This window comes from Streptomyces sp. NPDC000075, assembly GCF_040301925.1.
GTDB classification, from domain to species: domain Bacteria; phylum Actinomycetota; class Actinomycetes; order Streptomycetales; family Streptomycetaceae; genus Streptomyces; species Streptomyces polychromogenes.
Genome location: NZ_JBEPFL010000003.1, coordinates 345,585 through 361,083, shown reverse-complemented (window position 1 = coordinate 361,083; position 15,499 = coordinate 345,585). Strand labels below are relative to the sequence as shown.

The 15,499-nt window shown below is 70.4% G+C and carries 12 protein-coding genes and 1 pseudogene; 9 read left to right on the top strand and 4 right to left on the bottom strand.

Annotated elements, in window-relative coordinates; translation table 11 throughout:
• Positions 1-189: 189 nt before the first annotated feature.
• The gene (gene mobC / locus ABT403_RS05875) at positions 190-642 is read left to right on the top strand and encodes a plasmid mobilization relaxosome protein MobC (RefSeq protein ID WP_344159876.1); all 453 of its coding nucleotides are present in this window, start codon (positions 190-192) and stop codon (positions 640-642) included.
• Positions 643-2,326: pseudogene (locus tag ABT403_RS39005) on the top strand (relaxase/mobilization nuclease domain-containing protein).
• Positions 2,327-2,902: 576 nt separating this feature from the next.
• Here the strand turns inward: ABT403_RS39005 and ABT403_RS05865 are convergent.
• Positions 2,903-3,523 carry a GNAT family N-acetyltransferase gene (locus tag ABT403_RS05865; RefSeq protein WP_344159882.1) on the bottom strand — a complete coding sequence of 207 codons (621 nt, stop codon included), beginning with the start codon at positions 3,521-3,523 and terminating at the stop codon, positions 2,903-2,905.
• A gap of 23 nt (positions 3,524-3,546) precedes the next feature.
• Positions 3,547-4,965, bottom strand: coding sequence for an NsdA family TPR-like regulatory protein (locus tag ABT403_RS05860; RefSeq protein ID WP_344159885.1), 1,419 nt, complete (start codon positions 4,963-4,965; stop codon positions 3,547-3,549).
• 514 nt (positions 4,966-5,479) lie between these two features.
• Here ABT403_RS05860 and ABT403_RS05855 point away from each other — a divergent pair.
• The 6 genes from ABT403_RS05855 to alaS all read left to right on the top strand — a co-directional run bounded on the left by ABT403_RS05855 (position 5,480) and on the right by alaS (position 11,765).
• The gene (locus ABT403_RS05855; protein WP_344159888.1) at positions 5,480-6,151 is read left to right on the top strand and encodes an aspartyl/asparaginyl beta-hydroxylase domain-containing protein; all 672 of its coding nucleotides are present in this window, start codon (positions 5,480-5,482) and stop codon (positions 6,149-6,151) included.
• A gap of 44 nt (positions 6,152-6,195) precedes the next feature.
• Entirely contained in the window at positions 6,196-7,068 is an 873-nt protein-coding gene (locus ABT403_RS05850) for a hypothetical protein (protein WP_344159891.1), read from the top strand.
• Entirely contained in the window at positions 7,065-7,664 is a 600-nt protein-coding gene (locus tag ABT403_RS05845; RefSeq protein WP_344159894.1) for an LOG family protein, read from the top strand. Before ABT403_RS05850 ends, ABT403_RS05845 begins: the two co-directional genes overlap by 4 nt.
• A complete protein-coding gene (locus ABT403_RS05840) occupies positions 7,661-8,212 on the top strand; it encodes an orotate phosphoribosyltransferase (RefSeq protein ID WP_344159897.1) in 552 nt (183 codons plus the stop codon). The genes ABT403_RS05845 and ABT403_RS05840 overlap by 4 nt, the downstream gene beginning before the upstream one ends.
• Positions 8,209-8,880: an HAD family hydrolase gene (locus ABT403_RS05835; protein ID WP_344159900.1), complete on the top strand. Its 672-nt coding sequence runs from the start codon at positions 8,209-8,211 to the stop codon at positions 8,878-8,880. Before ABT403_RS05840 ends, ABT403_RS05835 begins: the two co-directional genes overlap by 4 nt.
• Before the next feature lie 230 nt (positions 8,881-9,110).
• Positions 9,111-11,765 carry an alanine--tRNA ligase gene (gene alaS, locus ABT403_RS05830; protein WP_344159903.1) on the top strand — a complete coding sequence of 885 codons (2,655 nt, stop codon included), beginning with the start codon at positions 9,111-9,113 and terminating at the stop codon, positions 11,763-11,765.
• Between the two features lie 53 nt (positions 11,766-11,818).
• On the opposite strand, the gene ABT403_RS05825 is transcribed toward alaS, so the two are convergent.
• Positions 11,819-12,379 (bottom strand): GNAT family N-acetyltransferase, encoded by a 561-nt coding sequence (locus ABT403_RS05825; RefSeq protein WP_344159906.1) that lies wholly within the window; start codon positions 12,377-12,379, stop codon positions 11,819-11,821.
• Positions 12,380-13,464: 1,085 nt separating this feature from the next.
• On the opposite strand from ABT403_RS05825, the gene ABT403_RS05820 reads away from it, so the two are divergent.
• On the top strand, positions 13,465-13,857 hold the full coding sequence (locus ABT403_RS05820) for a hypothetical protein (RefSeq protein ID WP_344159909.1): 393 nt from the start codon (positions 13,465-13,467) through the stop codon (positions 13,855-13,857).
• A gap of 506 nt (positions 13,858-14,363) precedes the next feature.
• On the opposite strand, the gene ABT403_RS05815 is transcribed toward ABT403_RS05820, so the two are convergent.
• Positions 14,364-15,452, bottom strand: a complete 1,089-nt coding sequence (locus ABT403_RS05815) for a hypothetical protein (RefSeq protein WP_344159912.1) — start codon at positions 15,450-15,452, stop codon at positions 14,364-14,366.
• Between the last annotated feature and the right edge of the window lie 47 nt (positions 15,453-15,499).

The following is a 15,499-nucleotide window of genomic DNA, read 5'->3' as shown; positions in this document are numbered from 1 at the left end:
ATGCCCAACACGCACACGCCCGACCGCACCCTGCACCAGCCGCCCCACACCCAGACCACAGCCCCAGACCAGGCAGCAAGGTATGGCGTTGGACCGTCCAAGGGCCGGTCCAACGCCGCCTCCGCCCCAGGGGCGGCGGAGGCAGGGCTCCGGCGCGAGGGCGCACCGGAGGGGGAAGGGAGCGCCGCCGTGCCCGTACGCGCCGCCGACGAAGCCGCGCTGTACCGCGTCGCCCGCCGCCGTGCCCGTGACACCGAGCAGCGCAAGATGCGCGTCGACGTCCGCTACAGCCTCGACGAGCACACCGCGATCACCGCCGAGGCCCGCCGCCTGAACCTGGCCGGCGCGCACCTCGTCGGCGCCATCGTCATGGCCCACCTGGAAGGCGACCTCACCCTGCCCGACCAGCGCACCAGCCACGACGACCTAATCGACGAGCTGGCCGCCCTGCGCACCGAGGTCGCCAGGATCGGCACCAACGTCAACCAGATCGCCCACAAGCTCAACGCAGGCGGCCATCCACACCCTGGGGACACCGCCGTCCTCGCGGAAGCAGGACGCATCCTCGGCCTGGCCCGCGAGACCGCCACATCGATCGATGTGGCGGCGGACAAGGCCGCCACGTTCAAGAAGGTGGCCTGATTGATCGCGAAGATCGGCAAGGCAGGCGGCAACACTCACGGTGTCCTGCTCTACCTCTACGGGGCCGGACGCGCCAACGAGCACACCGACCCCCACCTGGTGGCGTCCTGGGACGGCTTCGCCCCGGACCCCGGCCGCGATGAGGCCGCCACACTCGCCCAACTCGCCACCGTCCTCGACCTGCGCGTGAAGCAGGCCGGCGACCGCGCCCCCGACAAGCACGTCTGGCACTGCTCGGTCCGGGCCGCCCCCGAGGACCGGATCCTGTCGGACGAAGACTGGGCGGTGATCGCCCGCCGCGTCCTGAACGCCACCGGCATCGCGCCCGCCGGCGACCCCGACGCCTGCCGCTGGGTCGCCGTCCGCCACGCCGACGACCACATCCACATCGTCGCCACCAAGGTCCGCGGCGACCTCACCCCGCCCCGCCACTGGAACGACCGCCCGCGCGCCGACAAGGAACTCGTCGCCATCGAGAAGGAGTACGGCCTGCGGCAGGTCCCACGCGGTGACCGCACCGCAGCCCGGCGTCCCACCCGCGCCGAGCAGGAGAAGGCCCGCCGCACCGGCCGCGCGACCACGCCGGCGGAGAGGCTGCGCACCACCGTCCGCACGGCCGTGGCAGCTGCCACCGACACCGACGAGTTCTTCACCATCCTCCGCGGCACGGGCGTCCTGGTGAATGTCCTGCACTTCCCATCCGGCGACATTCGCGGCTACACGGTCGCCCTCCTCGACGACACGAACGCCAAGGGCGAGCCGATCTGGTTCTCCGGCTCCACCCTCGCCCCCGACCTGTCCTACCCCAAGATCAGCGAACGCCTCGCACCCACCCGATCCGCCCCCACGGATCAGCCCCCCCCGCCGTCGTCGTACGGCCTGGCAGCAGGTCACCGACGCGGCCACCCGTATCCCCGAAATCCTCGCCCAGGCCGACGACGCCACAGCCCAGGCCCACATCACCGTGCTCGCCGAAACCCTCGACACACTGCCCCTGATCGCTCCCACCGACTACAAGCACCAGCTTGCCCAAGCAGCCACCGCCTTCGAGCGCGCCAGCCGCTCCCGCGTCCGCGCCCACCACCAGCAGGCCCAGGCCACACGGCGGGCAGTCAAGGCGATCGTTCGCGAGCCCGCCCCCAAGGACGGAGCCGCTCTCGCGATCCTCCTCGACGCCATCCTCCTGGCCGTCGTCGCAGCACAGCACTGGCACCACACCCGCCACCACGACCAGCAGGCCGAAGCCGCCCGCCAGACAGCCGAGCACCTGCGTACCGCCTACCAGGCAGCCACCGCCAAGCCCCTGGCGGTCGTACACGAGCGCGGCCGCCGCCTCACCATCTCGGTCATTCAGCAGCAGGGCGTCGTCGTCCGTCACGCGCTCCCGGACTTGGCCGACCAGATCCTTACCGAGTCCAACTGGCCTGCCCTCGCAGCCACCCTCGCCGACGCAGAAACCGCCGGCCTTGACCCCACAGCCCTCCTCACCCGGGCTGCCCGCCACCGCGAGCTCGACACCGCCACGTCGATCAGCGACGTCCTGACCTGGCGCATTCACCACCTGGCCGGTACAGCAGGTGAAAGCCGCGCCCGCCCCCGCCCTGCAACCACCACCCGCCCGGGCTCGAGCGCAGCTGTCCATGGACTCTCACGGGAGCAACCGCCCAGCCGACGCGGCCGGTAGTCCGAAGGCCGTCACGATCGCGGGCGATAGCCATGTTCCTTGGGGGAACACAGCAGGTGTTCCCCCAAGGAGCGCCCAGCGGAACACGGGCACGTCCCGTTCACTGCGTGAACATGGTTGTGCCCCGAGCGCTCGGGCGCTGCTCGGCGTTCCGCTGTGTCACGTCTACTCCTCCAGGACGGCCAGGGATGAAATGGGTGGCCCTAGCCAGACGGTGCGCTGCTGCGTCGGTGGCGCCCCCGCCCTCTTACGGCGGATCGGCCCTCTCGCCCGCACTCCGGTCGTTGGGCGGGACGCGTGGGCTCGTCGTGGCGGCGGATGGAGACCCAGACACGTTCCTGGAGCTCTGCGATGCAGGGGCCGCAGGCGTACATGGGTGCCTGGGCTCCGGCGACACTGACCGGGCCGATCCACAGGACGCGGGTCCATCGCTGTCCGCAGTACAGCCAGCACAGCCCATCGACCCACTCGTTGCCGTCGTCGGTGGTCGGCGGCTCGGGCAGACCACCGCGAGCGAACTCAGCGATGCCGGGAACCACCAGGTGGTGCGGTAAGCCTTGCTCGGTCAGCACCGGCTCACCGCTCCTGTCCGCTCTCAGCGGCGGACGGGGGCACGGGTACCGGGGCTTCCTCTCCCGTCTTCAGCTCGAAGGCGTCGACCGGTGCCCACTCGTGCTCCAGGATCGAGTAGGTGACCGAGTCCCTCCAGGCCCCGTGCACGAAGACGTGGTCGCGGATCCGCCCGTCCTCGGTCATGCCGGCCCGCAGGAGGGTGCGCGCGGATGCCTCGTTGAGCGGCGAGCGTGCGGCCCATATACGGTGCAGGCCCAGGAACTTGAAGCCGAGTGCGCAAAGCAGGTGGACGGTCTGAGTGCCGAGGCCCTTGTCCCACTCCGCCGGGTTCAGGGCGAACCCGATGGTGGCCGCCTGCTGCGGTTCGGTCGCCAGGCGCGCGTAGCCGATCAGCCGGTGTTCACCTCGCGGGGTAACAGCCAGGCAGTACTCGGTCCTGGAAGTGTCCTTCGCGGAGGCGATGGACCGGTCGACGATCGCCTGAACCTGGTCGGGGGTTCGGGGCTCGAAGCTGAGGTGCCGCGTGGCCTCGGGGTCGCCGTAAATGGCCAGGAGGTCGGCAGCGTCCTCGGGTTCGACTTCGCGCAGCGCCAGACGGGGGCCGGCCAGGTGGACTGGGGTCATGGCTGCGGAGCCTACCGGCGGGGTCACCGGACGAGGACGGACGTCGGGGTGGCCGTGAAAGCTTCGATCTCCTCGCGGAGGCCAGCCGCCGCCGCGCCTCGGCTTCGCCGACCTTCGGCCTGCAGGGCGGCGTGGACTCGTTGGGCGCTGCTGGTGATGCCGAAGTTCCGCTGCTCGATGGGGAGGTCCAGCACGGGCTGGACCGCTTCGATGGCGCCTTCGATCTCTCCGCGGGCGATGCGGGCGAGGGCGAGGTCGGTCTGCGCGCCAGCCTCGTCGCCGAAGGCCCATTCGTCCTCCGTGGCGGTGCGGTAGGCGGCGACGGCGGCCTCGGATTGGCTCTCGCCGAGTGCGGGGTCCTCGCCGAGGTGCACGGTGGCCTCGGCGACGTAGTACAGCTGACGGGGTACCGGGAAGGTCATGATGCCGCCGAAGGCGTCGAGGTCGTCGGGTTCGGCGGCCGTGCGGGCTTCCTCGGCCTGCTGGATGGCGGCACGGGTGGCCTCGCCGTCACCGAGGAGGGCGTGGGCGCGGGCGGAGAGACAGGCCAGCCAGACGCTGGTGGTGCCGCGGACGTTGCCTGCCGCACCGAGGCCGAGGGTGGCGTAGTCGGCAGCCTCGGAGGGGCGCCCGGCCCAGTAGGAGATGAGCGACTGCAGGGAACGGACCCAGGCGCGCATGGCGTGGTGGTCGGCGTTGTCGGCGCAGACGAAGGCGGTGCGCGCCTGCATCATCGCGGCACTGGGGTTGCCCAGGTCGTGGCTGGCTTTGGCGAGCATGCCGGAGGTGATGCCGGCGAGCAGATAGAGATCGCGGGCCTGCAGGGGCTTGACCCGGCCGTGCTCGAGGAGTCGGAAGGTGAGGTCCTGTACCTCGACCAGGTCACCGAGCAAGGTCGGCAACGCGAGCCTCGGGTAGGCGACGGTGAGCCGTCGCACTTCGTCATGGATCTGGCCCAGGGTCTCCGGGCCGATGCTGCTGCCCTCCGCCAGGGCGGTGAACCTGAGCGCACGACGAGCCGCCATCGCGACCTGCCTTTCCAATTCCGTGGTACCCGCGTCGAGGCGGGACTCGCTGCTGAACGGGCCACCAACAGGCAGTGCCGCTGCCTGCTCGGAGGGGAGAAGGACAGGAACTGGCCGTGGCGGTGGGACGACGATCGGGGTATCAACCGCAGGCGCGGGAGCAAGCAGACGATCGACGCTGACGCCGAACATCGCCTCCAGCACTCGGCACTGGTCCGGGTAGGGGCGGGTCTTGACCGCACCGCCGTACCAGCGCTCGAACTGCCGCTTGGAGACCGACAAGCCCTGAAGCCGGCGGTCGTTCTGCTCCTCGGCGGCCGTGTTCGCGGTCGCTTCGAACCGGAGGCGGAAGGTCTCGTACACCTGCCAGTGCCGTTGCAGCGTCAAGACCCGTAAGAGCGTGGGAGTTTCAGCCACCGCAGATCCTCTCCGTCCCGGTTCGCCTGGTCTGACGATAGCCACGGCCGATCAGCGGGAAACCCGTTCGACGGCTTGGCGGCTCAGATGACGGCAGCCATGACGGCAGTCATGACGTATGACGTGATCCCTACGACGCGTCGGGCCCTCGATGAGGGCGGCTCCATGACGGCGGCGACGTCGTATCCATGTCTCGGCGCCCGCCCCCATGCTGAAGCCGCTTCGCTTTGCGTGTTGCTCTGACCGCGAAGCGTGAGATCGGCGGCTGGGTCAGCAGCCCGGCCCGATCACCCCCATCCAGCACCACGCGCACACCTGTCCGCTGCTCGGCGGGCCGGGAACGGGAGGGAACCGATGGAATCTCTGACCGCTCTGGCGGGGCAGATCGCCCAGCTGGACGCCGTGGACTCCGCTCAGCTGGAGCGGATGCGCCACGAGGCCCTGACGGCCCAGGCGCCCTGGAAGGCGGAGTACGGCGCCTACCAGTCGGGGGGGCTGGTGGACGACCTCGCTGATGAACGCCTCCGGGGACGCGGCCGACGTGACGATCGGCGACTGCGCGGCCAGGCCGACGGACCTGTTGGCGCAGATGCCGGACACCGCTGCACTCCTTGCCGAGCTGGGTCTGAACTACATGTGGGTGCGGCTCGCCCGGCTGGAGGCCAACACCTTCCTGTGGGAGCACCGCGACTACGACGAGCTCGACCAGGTCGAGCGGCATCGGCTGCACATCCCGCTCCACACCAACTCCTCGGCGTACCTGGTCACCGGCGGCACCAAGGTCCACATGACCGGCGGGCGGATCTGGCGGCTGACGCCGACGTACGCCCACGGGGTCTGCAACCTGCTCGGCCCCGACCGGATCCACCTGATCGCCGACGTGTACGCCGACGACGCCTACCGGCGCCTGGCCCGGCACCCCTCGCTCCACCCGACCGCCGCCGAGCCGCTCCCCGCGATCAACGAGACGATCACCGCCGAGCGGCTGCAGGCCGCCCGCGCCATGGCCGACCTGGGCTACACGGAGGCGGCCGAGCGCATGCTGCTGCGGCTCTTCTACACCTACGCCCTGCCGGAAGGCGCGGTCTACGACCTGATCGCCGAGCTCCACACCTCGCTCGGTGACGAAGAGGCCGCTTCGCGCTGGGCTACGGCCAAGCGCCGGCTCCTCGCCCTCACGGCCTGACCACCCGCAAGTCCAACCCGCCGGAATCCGAACGGAGGACGCGCATGCCCACCCTGCACCTGGCCGAACTCACCCAGGCCAACCGACCGGCCCAGCTACCGCTCCTGTCGAGCCTCGCCGACATCCTGGCCACCTCGCAGGCCGTCACCCACCTGATGGTCCGCGGTTCGCTGGCCCACGGCACCGCCGACCGCCTCTCCGACGTCGACTTCGTCGTCGGTGTCCACGACGCCCAGCTGCCCGCCTTCGTGAGGGCCCTGGACGACCTGATGTCCATCGAGGCCGGCGCGCTGCTGCCCGGCTGGCGCGACACGATCGTCGCCGACCTCGGCGGCGTCGGGATGGTCTTCCTCGTCCCGGACGACGGCACACTGCATCAGATCGACCTCTACCTCGTGCCCGCCACGCGCATCCCGCGCCTGCGGGCGACGGTCGCCACCGCCTCGATCCTCGACCGCAGGCCGTCCCCCGCCGGCCCCGAGGCGGTCCTGACGGCCGAGCGGTTCGCCACGGAGTTCCTCGCCCGGCCGCGCACGTGCACCGAGCTGCTGATCGAGCACCTGGTGCTGGCCGTACTGCTGCACAAGCGCATCAAGCGGGGCCAGCGCTTCGTCGCGTACTCGGAGTGGCACCGGCTCCACACCGCGACGAAGGACCTCATCAAGGCCGCCCTGGCCCCGGCGTCCCGGTTCTGGGGCTGGTACCAGCTGCGCGAGGAGATCGCCGTCACCCCGATCGGCCGGGCCTGCCTGGGCGATCTGGACGCGGCGATCAGCGGCCCGGCCGTCCCGCTCGCCGGCGACGTCGACGCGGCCATCGCGCGGGTGCTCGCGCTGGTCGAGCGGGCTTGCCCCGAGGCCCTCGACGGCCTGGGCGACCCCATCGCCGCGTACCGCACCTACCAGGAGCTGGTGTGAACGCACTCCACCTCGCGGGCCCGGCCACCAGCTGGGCCCGCGAGGGCCTGACCGCCGTGTTCTTCGGCGGCGTCGTCCCCGCCTCCGCCGAGGAGGAGGGGTTGGCCGAGGAGATCGGCCGGGCCCTTGCCCAGGCCGGTTACTCGCTCCTGCACGGCGGCTACAACGGGCTGATGGAGGCCGCCGCCCGCGGAGCGAGCTCCGAGGGAGCCACGGTCACCGCGGTCACCCTGACTGGAAAGCACGACGAGTGGGGACCGTTCAACCCACATGCCACCAGCTCGGTCCACCTCCACGACCTCGGCGCACGGATCAACCACTACCTGAGATACGCCGATCTCGTCGTCGCGATGGGTGGCGGCGTCGGCACCCTGCACGAGCTCACCGCCGCCCTGTACTACGCGACCACCATCCGGCCCGTACCGGTCTTCCTCGCCGGGCCGGCCGCCCTTCGCCTGCTCGCGTTCCTGCGGCAGGAGAAGTGGCTGTACGAGACCCCGACGCGGCCCCTCGGCTTCCTCACCCCCATCGAGTCCGCCGACGCTTTCCGCACCTGCCTGGCCACGCTCGACACAGCCCCGATCGGAGGAGCATGACCACCAGCCCTACGCGGGCCGGCCTCACCGCTCGGCTCGCCGAGACCGCCTGCGTCACCGCCCCGTTCCACCTCGCTGACGGCGCCCGGCTGGACTCCTACTTCGACGAGTACCGGCTGGCCGCCGAACCCGCACTCCTGCGCGACACCGCCGCCGCCCTGGCCGAACTCGTGCCCGGCGACGCCCAACTGCTGGCCGGCATCGAGCTCGGCGGCGTCCCCCTCGTCGTCGCCCTGTCCGCCGCCACCGGGCTGCCCGCCGTCTTCCTGCGTCGACGGCCCAAGGGCTACGGATCCCGCCGCCAGATCGAGGGCGCCGCCCACACCGGCCGTCGCACCGTCCTCGTCGACGACGTGGTCCGCTCCGGCGGCCAGTTGCTGAAGATGGCCCGCACCCTGCGGATCGCCGGGGCTCCGGTCACCGACGCGCTGTGCGTACTGGAGCGCCCGCTTGGGGGCCGCATGCTGCTGGCCGAGCACCGCGTCACCCTGCACTCCCTGCTCACCGAGGCCGACCTGCCGCCCTCTCAAGGTGGTGATGCCGCATGAAGAGGGCCGTGCTCTTCGACCTCGACGGGGTCCTCCTCGACAGCCACGCCGCCCAACTCGCCACCCTGGCAGGGTTCGCAACCTCCGCGCTCGACCGCCGCGTCACCGTCGCAGACCTCCCCACCGGCGCCGCGACCGTGCCGCGCCAGCAGGTCCTGGCGGAACTCGGACTGAGCGGAGCGATCAACGACGACGGCTGGGACGCGGCCACCGCAACAGCGAGCCTCGGAACCGAGGTCTTCCCGTTCGTGGGCGAAACCCTCACCGCCCTGCGGGCCGCGGATGTCGCCACGGGCATCGTGACCCTGCGAAGCCGTCGCCGGGTCGGCTGGCTGGTGCCGCCGGACATCCTCGACCTGATCGACACCATCGTCTGCTTCGAAGACGCGGCCCCCAAGCCCGCCCCCGACGGGCTGCTCCTCGCCCTGCGGCAGCTCGACGTCGCACCGGCGGACGCCGTGTTCGTCGGTGACACGGAGCCCGACGTCCACGCCGCCCGTGCGGCAGGCGTGCGAGCCGTCGGGGCCGGCTGGGGCTTCGCCGGTCCCGACGCCCTCAGCCAGGCCGGCGCCAACCTCGTCCTGCCGCACGCGGCAGCGCTCGCCGACGTGCTGCTCCTCCTTCTGGCGGGAGCAGAGCCTCCCCACCGGAACAGCAAGCGATCTTGATGCCTGACCCGCTACTCTGGGTGGTGCAGCGCGCACAGGATGATCGCGTCCATGTGGGCTGCTGCACCACCTGTGAGCAACGGATCAGGAGTCATGGTCTACACCGTGGGGGCGCGAGCTATCTGCGTCGAGCTGGAGAACTGAGAACCTCTCAGTCCCTGTTCTCGGCCCGGCTCGGCGTGTGATCAACCCCCACCTCTCCACGACTCTTCCGTGAGGGCCACACCACCATGCGCTCGACGCAGATCCGCTCCACCTTCCTGGACTTCTTCACCTCGCGCGACCACCGCGAGGTCCCGTCCAGCCCCCTCATCCCCTCCGACCCGACCCTGCTGCTGGCCAACGCCGGCATGAACCAGTTCAAGCCCTACTTCCTGGGCGAGGTCACCCCGGAGTACCCCCGCGCCACCACCATCCAGAAGTGCGCCCGCACCTCCGACATCGACAACGTCGGCCGCACCAACCGGCACGCCACGTTCTTCGAGATGATGGGCAACTTCTCCTTCGGCGACTACTTCAAGACCGACGCCATCGCCTACGCATGGGAACTCCTCACCCAGGGCTACAACCTGGAGAAGGACCGGCTCTGGATCACCGTCTACGAGGACGACGACGAGGCCGAGCAGCTCTGGCGCAAGATCGGCGTCCCCGCCGAGCGCATCCAGCGCCTCGGCATGGAGGACAACTACTGGTCCATGGGCGTCCCCGGCCCCTGCGGCCCCTGCTCGGAGGTCAACTACGACCGAGGACCGGCCTTCGGCCGCGAGGGCGGACCCGCCATCGACGGCGAGCGCTACGTGGAGATCTGGAACCTCGTCTTCATGCAGTACCAGCGCGGCGAGGGCGACAAGAAGGGCAACTTCCCGATCCTCGGCGAACTCGCCCAGCAGAGCATCGACACCGGCCTCGGCCTCGACCGCCTCGCCGCGATCCTCCAGGACGTCGAGAACGTCTGCACCACCGACCTGCTCCGGCCCACCCTGAACACCGTCCGGGAGCTCGCCGGCCGCGACTACCCCGGCAGCGACGAGGAGAAGGTCTCCTTCCAGGTCGTCACCGAGCACGCCCGCTCGATCGCCTACCTCATCGCCGACGGCGTCCTGCCCTCCAAGGACGGCCGCGGCTACGTCCTGCGCCGCCTCATGCGGCGGGCCATCCGGCACGCCCGCCTGCTCGGCATCGACCAGCCCGTCCTCGCCCCGGCCACCGCCAGCGTGATCGCCAACCTCGGCGACGTCTGGCCGGAGCTCACCGACCAGGCCAACCTCATCGAGCAGGTCGTCACCGCCGAGGAGGAGTCCTTCACCCGTACCCTCGCGCAGGGCACCCGCCTGCTGAACGCCACGATCACCCGCACCCGGGAAAGCCGCTCCGGCTCACTGCCGGGCGAGACCGCCTTCGAACTCGCCGACACCTACGGCTTCCCCCTGGAGCTGACCGTCGAGGCCGCCCACGACGCCGGCCTGACCGTCGACGAAGACCGCTTCGCCACGCTCCTGGACGAGCAGCGGAAGCGCGCCAAGACCGGCGGCAAGGCCAAGACCGCCGACGCCCTGCGCCGCCAGGACACCTACCGGGAGCTGTCCGCCCACCTGCCGCGCACCGACTTCCTCGGCTACGAGCACCTCACCGCCGAGGTCACCGTGCTCGGCCTGATCTCCGGCGGGGCCGTCACCACCAGCGCCCCCGAGGGCTCCGACATCGAGTTCGTCCTCGACCGCTCGCCGTTCTACGCCGAAGCCGGCGGCCAGGTCGGCGACACCGGCACCCTGCGGACCGAAGACGGCACCCTGCTGCGGATCACGGACACCCGGTATGGCCTGGAGGGCTTCCGCGTCCACAGCGCGCGTGTCCTGGAAGGCGAGCTCCGCACCGGGGCGAGGGGCGAAGCCGCTGTCGATGCCGACCGCCGCAAGGGCCTCATGCGCTCCCACTCGGCCACCCACATCCTGCACGCCGTCGTCCGCGCCACCCTCGGCAACCACGCCCGCCAGCAGGGCTCCCTCGTCGAGTCCGACCGCCTGCGCTTCGACTTCGCCCACTTCTCCGCCGTCACCCCCGACCAGCTCGCCCAGATCGAGGCCGCCGTCAACGGCCACGTGCTGGATGACCCGGCCGTCCGCGCCTGGCATGCCGACCGCGCCGAAGCCGAGGCGGCCGGTGCCATCGCCCTGTTCGGCGAGAAGTACGGCGACACCGTCCGCATCGTCGACATCGGCGACTTCTCCCGCGAGCTGTGCGGCGGCACCCACGTCGCCCACGGCTCCCAAGTCGGCGCATTCCGCCTGCTCAGCGAGGGATCGATCGGCTCGAACCTCCGCCGCATCGAAGCCCTCACCGGCCACGGAACCCTCCGCAACCAGGACACCGAGCGCCGCCTGCTCGACGAGGTCTCCGCCCTCCTCGGCACCCGCCCCAAGGACGCCCCCGAGACCCTCCGCAAGCGGCTCGACGCTCTCAGCGCCGCCCAGCAAGAGCTCGCCCGTCTCCGCGAGACCGAGCTGCGGAGCCGCGCCCAGCAGCTCGCCGCTTCAGCCCGCAAGGTCGCCGGCGGCCAGATCGTCACCCAGAAGGTGACGGACCTCGGCCCCGACGAGCTCCGCACTCTGGCCGCCCACACCGCCGATCTCCTCAACGGCGGCCACGCCGTCGTCGTCTTCGCCACCGGGCACACCGGCAAGGCCCACCTCGCCGCCGCCGTCACCCGCAGCCTCCACGACACCGGCATCCAGGCCAGCCAGATCCTCACCGCCGCCGCCCGCAGCGTCGGCGGCGGGGCCGGAGGCAAGGGCACCGTCGCCAGCGCCGGCGGGCGCCGTACCGAGGCCCTTGACCAGGCACTGGCCATCGCCACCGAGGATGCCGCCCGCGTCCTCGAGCGGTAGCGCCAGGCACAGGTGGTCGGTGCCCCCACCGGAGGGGGCACCGACCACCCTCGTCACCGCCCGCATCCGGCCGGTGCAAGCCCCTTCCGCAGGACCAGGCTGTCGTAGTTCGTCACATCCCACTGCCACGTTCCCACCGGCTCGTAGCCGCGCCGGCGATACCAGCCGATCAGCTCGGCGGCCTCGACCGATGTATCGATGACCACCGCATCGGACCCCAGCGCGGCAATGCGTTCCTCCGCCAAGGACAGCAGCCGCTGCCCCAGGCCCGACCCCCGGTAAGCGGGGTCCACAGCCAGCTGCCAGAACGACCCCGAGCCGTCCCCCGCCGGATAGCCCTCCGGGGCCTCGTACGGAGCCGCCACCGTCACGGTTCCCACCAGGTCGGTCCCCTGCAGGGCTACCCAGCATTCACCCCGGCCCAGCCTGTAGGCCGTGTCCTGCACCGATTGGTACGAGGCGAAGAAGACCCGGCCCTCAGCGGCATGGCCGGAGTAGGCGCGGTGGAGCAGACAGGTCAGTGCCGCGACGGAGTCGTCTTGGGTGAACGGTCTCACCACGACCGCCTGCCGACCACTCAGCCGCATCGACGTACCTACGGATGGCTTGCCCACACGACCGAGTATCGGTCGCACAGCGACACACCGCCCGCTGAGCTGCGAGGACGCCCCGACGGTGCACGACTGGTAGACCGCCGGGCTTGCTGGAGCAATCCCGGACACTGGCCGGCTACCGGCAGGAGCCGCTCACCAGCGATCCGGGCAGCTCACGGCATCTTCAGGCCGCCACCGGGAATGGCGTGCCCCAACCGTGCCCTTAGGGGCGGTCAACAGCGGTCAGAACCGGATTCCGGAGTGCCTTCGAGAGGGGCCCGGTGGGGCCTGTTTACGCAGGTCAGGACCAGTACGAGTACGTTCCGCGCAGTAGATTCCCAAGCTTATAGCGCGGGTTCGATTCCCGTCATCCGCTCCACGAAAAAGCCCCAGGTCAGCGACCTGGGGCTTGTTTGTTGTCTAGACCTATCGAGCCTAGCGTGCCATTCGCGTGCCATAAGTGCCGTAACGAGGCGTCAGGTTGGGCATCGAGGAGCCACCCGCGCCGCCGCACGTCCGACAATCCCAAATCCTGAGACGTGTTGCACGTGGCCTGCACCACACACCGCCAGGGTGTGGTCCCGGCTGGGCCTTGGTCCAGCGCACGGCATGTGCCGACGGTTCCTCGCAACGGACATCGGGGGCTGCCAGCGCTTCCGCCGTGCTGCCTGCGGGGAGCCGATCGGCGTGGCTACGGATGAGCCCGGCGTTCCTATGGGCAAGCTGGAGGTCCGTCGAATAAGGCGAGGCAGATGACCAGCACACCCTCTTCAGATCCAGAGGAAGGAAGCGATCCGGGCACGTCACCGGGTGGCACCGCTTCTCCTCCTCAGCGGTCTGCGTCACGTCTTCAGAGGATGTTGTCCGGCTCGCATCGCTGGCAGACCCTCCTCGCCGCAGTGATCGCCGGGGTGGCAGCCATTGTCGCTGCCCTGCTCGCCGGAGAAGGCGGAGACCGGCGCGAGACACCACCCCCGACCATCGCCGGCGTAACTCCGACATCCAGTGGCGCGGCTGCCGAATCCAGCGCTTCCAGCACGAGGGTCCCGTACGAGGCCACGCCAAGCGGGCTTGTGGCGCCGCGCCCGTCGAGCGGAACGGGGTCGATGCCCGAGGTAAAGGGCGGCGTGGTCGGTCAGTCCGCCGATCCCGAGCGCCAGGGCGGCGTCATCCTGCACTTCGCGGGGAGCGTGAGCGGCCTCGCGCCCGGTCAGGCAGTCTTCGCACTGGTCACGCGGCGCGATCTACAGTTCAGCTTTCCTGCGGAAACGGCCACCGTTGACCGCCAGAAGGGAACGTGGACAGCCGACGTACGAATCCCGACACCGACCCTCGACCTGCAGTACTCATACGGTGCGATCGACAACTCCGACGATGGCATCGCCCACGCCGCTCCACCGCCCACGGCCCGGCAGCGGCTGCAACGAGAAGGCCTCGATGCGGCCGGGATCGTCGTCTTCAGCGAACCTCAGCCCCTCACGCTCACGCCGACGTCGTAGAAAATGCGCGGCTGGGCGGTGGCATCGGACCGCCCCGTGGGCCTTGGATGACTCACATCGTCCGGCGTCGCACCTCACGTCGTCGTCGCAGGACTCTCGTACGCCTACGCCGCGAAGCACCTCCACCTCGCCCTCGACATCCACGGCCTCGACCGCCGCTGCACCCGCGCCATCGTCCTCGCCGACCTCGGCGGCGTCCGTCTCCGCCAAGGCGATGTCGTCGGCGCCATGGCCACCTGGCGACACTTCCTCGACTCCGCCGACGGCATCCGCTCTGTGAGAGTCCAGGCCGCCCCCCAAGACATACGCGTCCGCCTGCGCCGATACAGCGGGGTCCCCGAAGTCCGAGCTCCGCGAGCGAGCGGCCCGCACTGCGGGCTTTGTGTAAGCCGAAGTCCCGGCCTCAGCATCAGACACGCCAGCCATGTCCGCGCCCAACTCAGCCCCGCTCCGTTCATCGTCTTCGGTCGGCTTCCCGACATGGGGCGTCGCCGTGTCCACCGGACCTACCGGGCTCCGCCTCCGCCAAACACGGTCAGCAGGTCATACCGGCGTCGGGCTCGCCGCCCGTACACGAGCATCAGCGCAAGCAGACCGAAACCAGCAATCGCCGGCCCCTCCGCCGCCGCAGGAAGGCCTAGCGACGAGACGCCCACAGCACCCGCCACGGTCAGCAGGATGACCGCGGCCACCCGCACCGGCTCGCGATCCCGCACAGGCTCGATGCCTTCCAGCTCCTGCTGGTCCAGAAGCGCGGCAACCCGGCCGTCTGTGTACCGCTCCGCCACGGTGAGCATCAGCTCTGCGAGTTCCGGCAGTGCCTCGTCGCCATCGACGTCCATCCGAGCCTCCGCTACCCGCAGACGCGATGCCACAAGCCGCGCATGGGCACGCAGCGCCTTCCGCCGGTGCGACCGGAACGGAACCGTTCCCCGGCTTCGCGGCGCCCGCAAGAGGATCGTCTCCAGTACCGCGACCTTCGCCGCCACATTCCGGCGGAGCGACGTCGCTCGACGCGAGCCACCTGCCCCGTACGCTGCTCCACACGCCGCGACAGCCTCCGCAACCTTCGCCACCAGCCCGAACCTCCGGTCCATGGCGTGAACCCCCATGTCCACGACCCCCGCCGGATAGGCGCGCGCCCACGCCATATACGCCAAAGCCATCGGGCCGAAGAGAATCAGGAAGTAGCAGACCACCATCAACGGCACCATGAAAATGAGGACAAAAGCATACGTGCCGACGATGATCCCTGGGGTCCTATCGACCTCGTCGACTAGGGCCCCAAGAGCGTCATCCCTCACCGTGAGACCGGCGAGCGTCCGGCCCCCATCGACTGCCAGCCGGAGGACTCCACCAGCCCAGGCCACGCCCATCAGCATCAGCGGGAAGCGCACGAAGAAGTCCGGGTCACCAAATTGCAGTGCCCACGCGTTGAACCGCAGCGCGATGCGCACTCGGGCCGCAACCGGCCTCCGGATGCCGAGTTTGATGAGCGCAGCCTGCATGTCTGCAGCCTCTTTGTCTGCTTGGGTGAACGCCTTGCGCCGCCGCCGCGCCCCCAAGGCCTTTAGCAGCCGTATGCGATCCGCCATGGCGGGAGGATCGCACGTCGTGCTGACAACCAGGTCCGGATCCACCA

Coding starts and splice junctions, on each gene's coding strand:
- ABT403_RS05835 (WP_344159900.1), top strand. CDS start 8,209: ATGAAGAGGGCCGTGCTCTTCGACCTCGACGGGGTCCTCCTCGACAGC.
- ABT403_RS05815 (WP_344159912.1), bottom strand. CDS start 15,452: ATGGCGGATCGCATACGGCTGCTAAAGGCCTTGGGGGCGCGGCGGCGG.
- ABT403_RS05850 (WP_344159891.1), top strand. CDS start 6,196: ATGCCCACCCTGCACCTGGCCGAACTCACCCAGGCCAACCGACCGGCC.
- ABT403_RS05820 (WP_344159909.1), top strand. CDS start 13,465: ATGCCCGAGGTAAAGGGCGGCGTGGTCGGTCAGTCCGCCGATCCCGAG.
- ABT403_RS05865 (WP_344159882.1), bottom strand. CDS start 3,523: ATGACCCCAGTCCACCTGGCCGGCCCCCGTCTGGCGCTGCGCGAAGTC.
- ABT403_RS05855 (WP_344159888.1), top strand. CDS start 5,480: ATGAACGCCTCCGGGGACGCGGCCGACGTGACGATCGGCGACTGCGCG.
- alaS (WP_344159903.1), top strand. CDS start 9,111: ATGCGCTCGACGCAGATCCGCTCCACCTTCCTGGACTTCTTCACCTCG.
- ABT403_RS05840 (WP_344159897.1), top strand. CDS start 7,661: ATGACCACCAGCCCTACGCGGGCCGGCCTCACCGCTCGGCTCGCCGAG.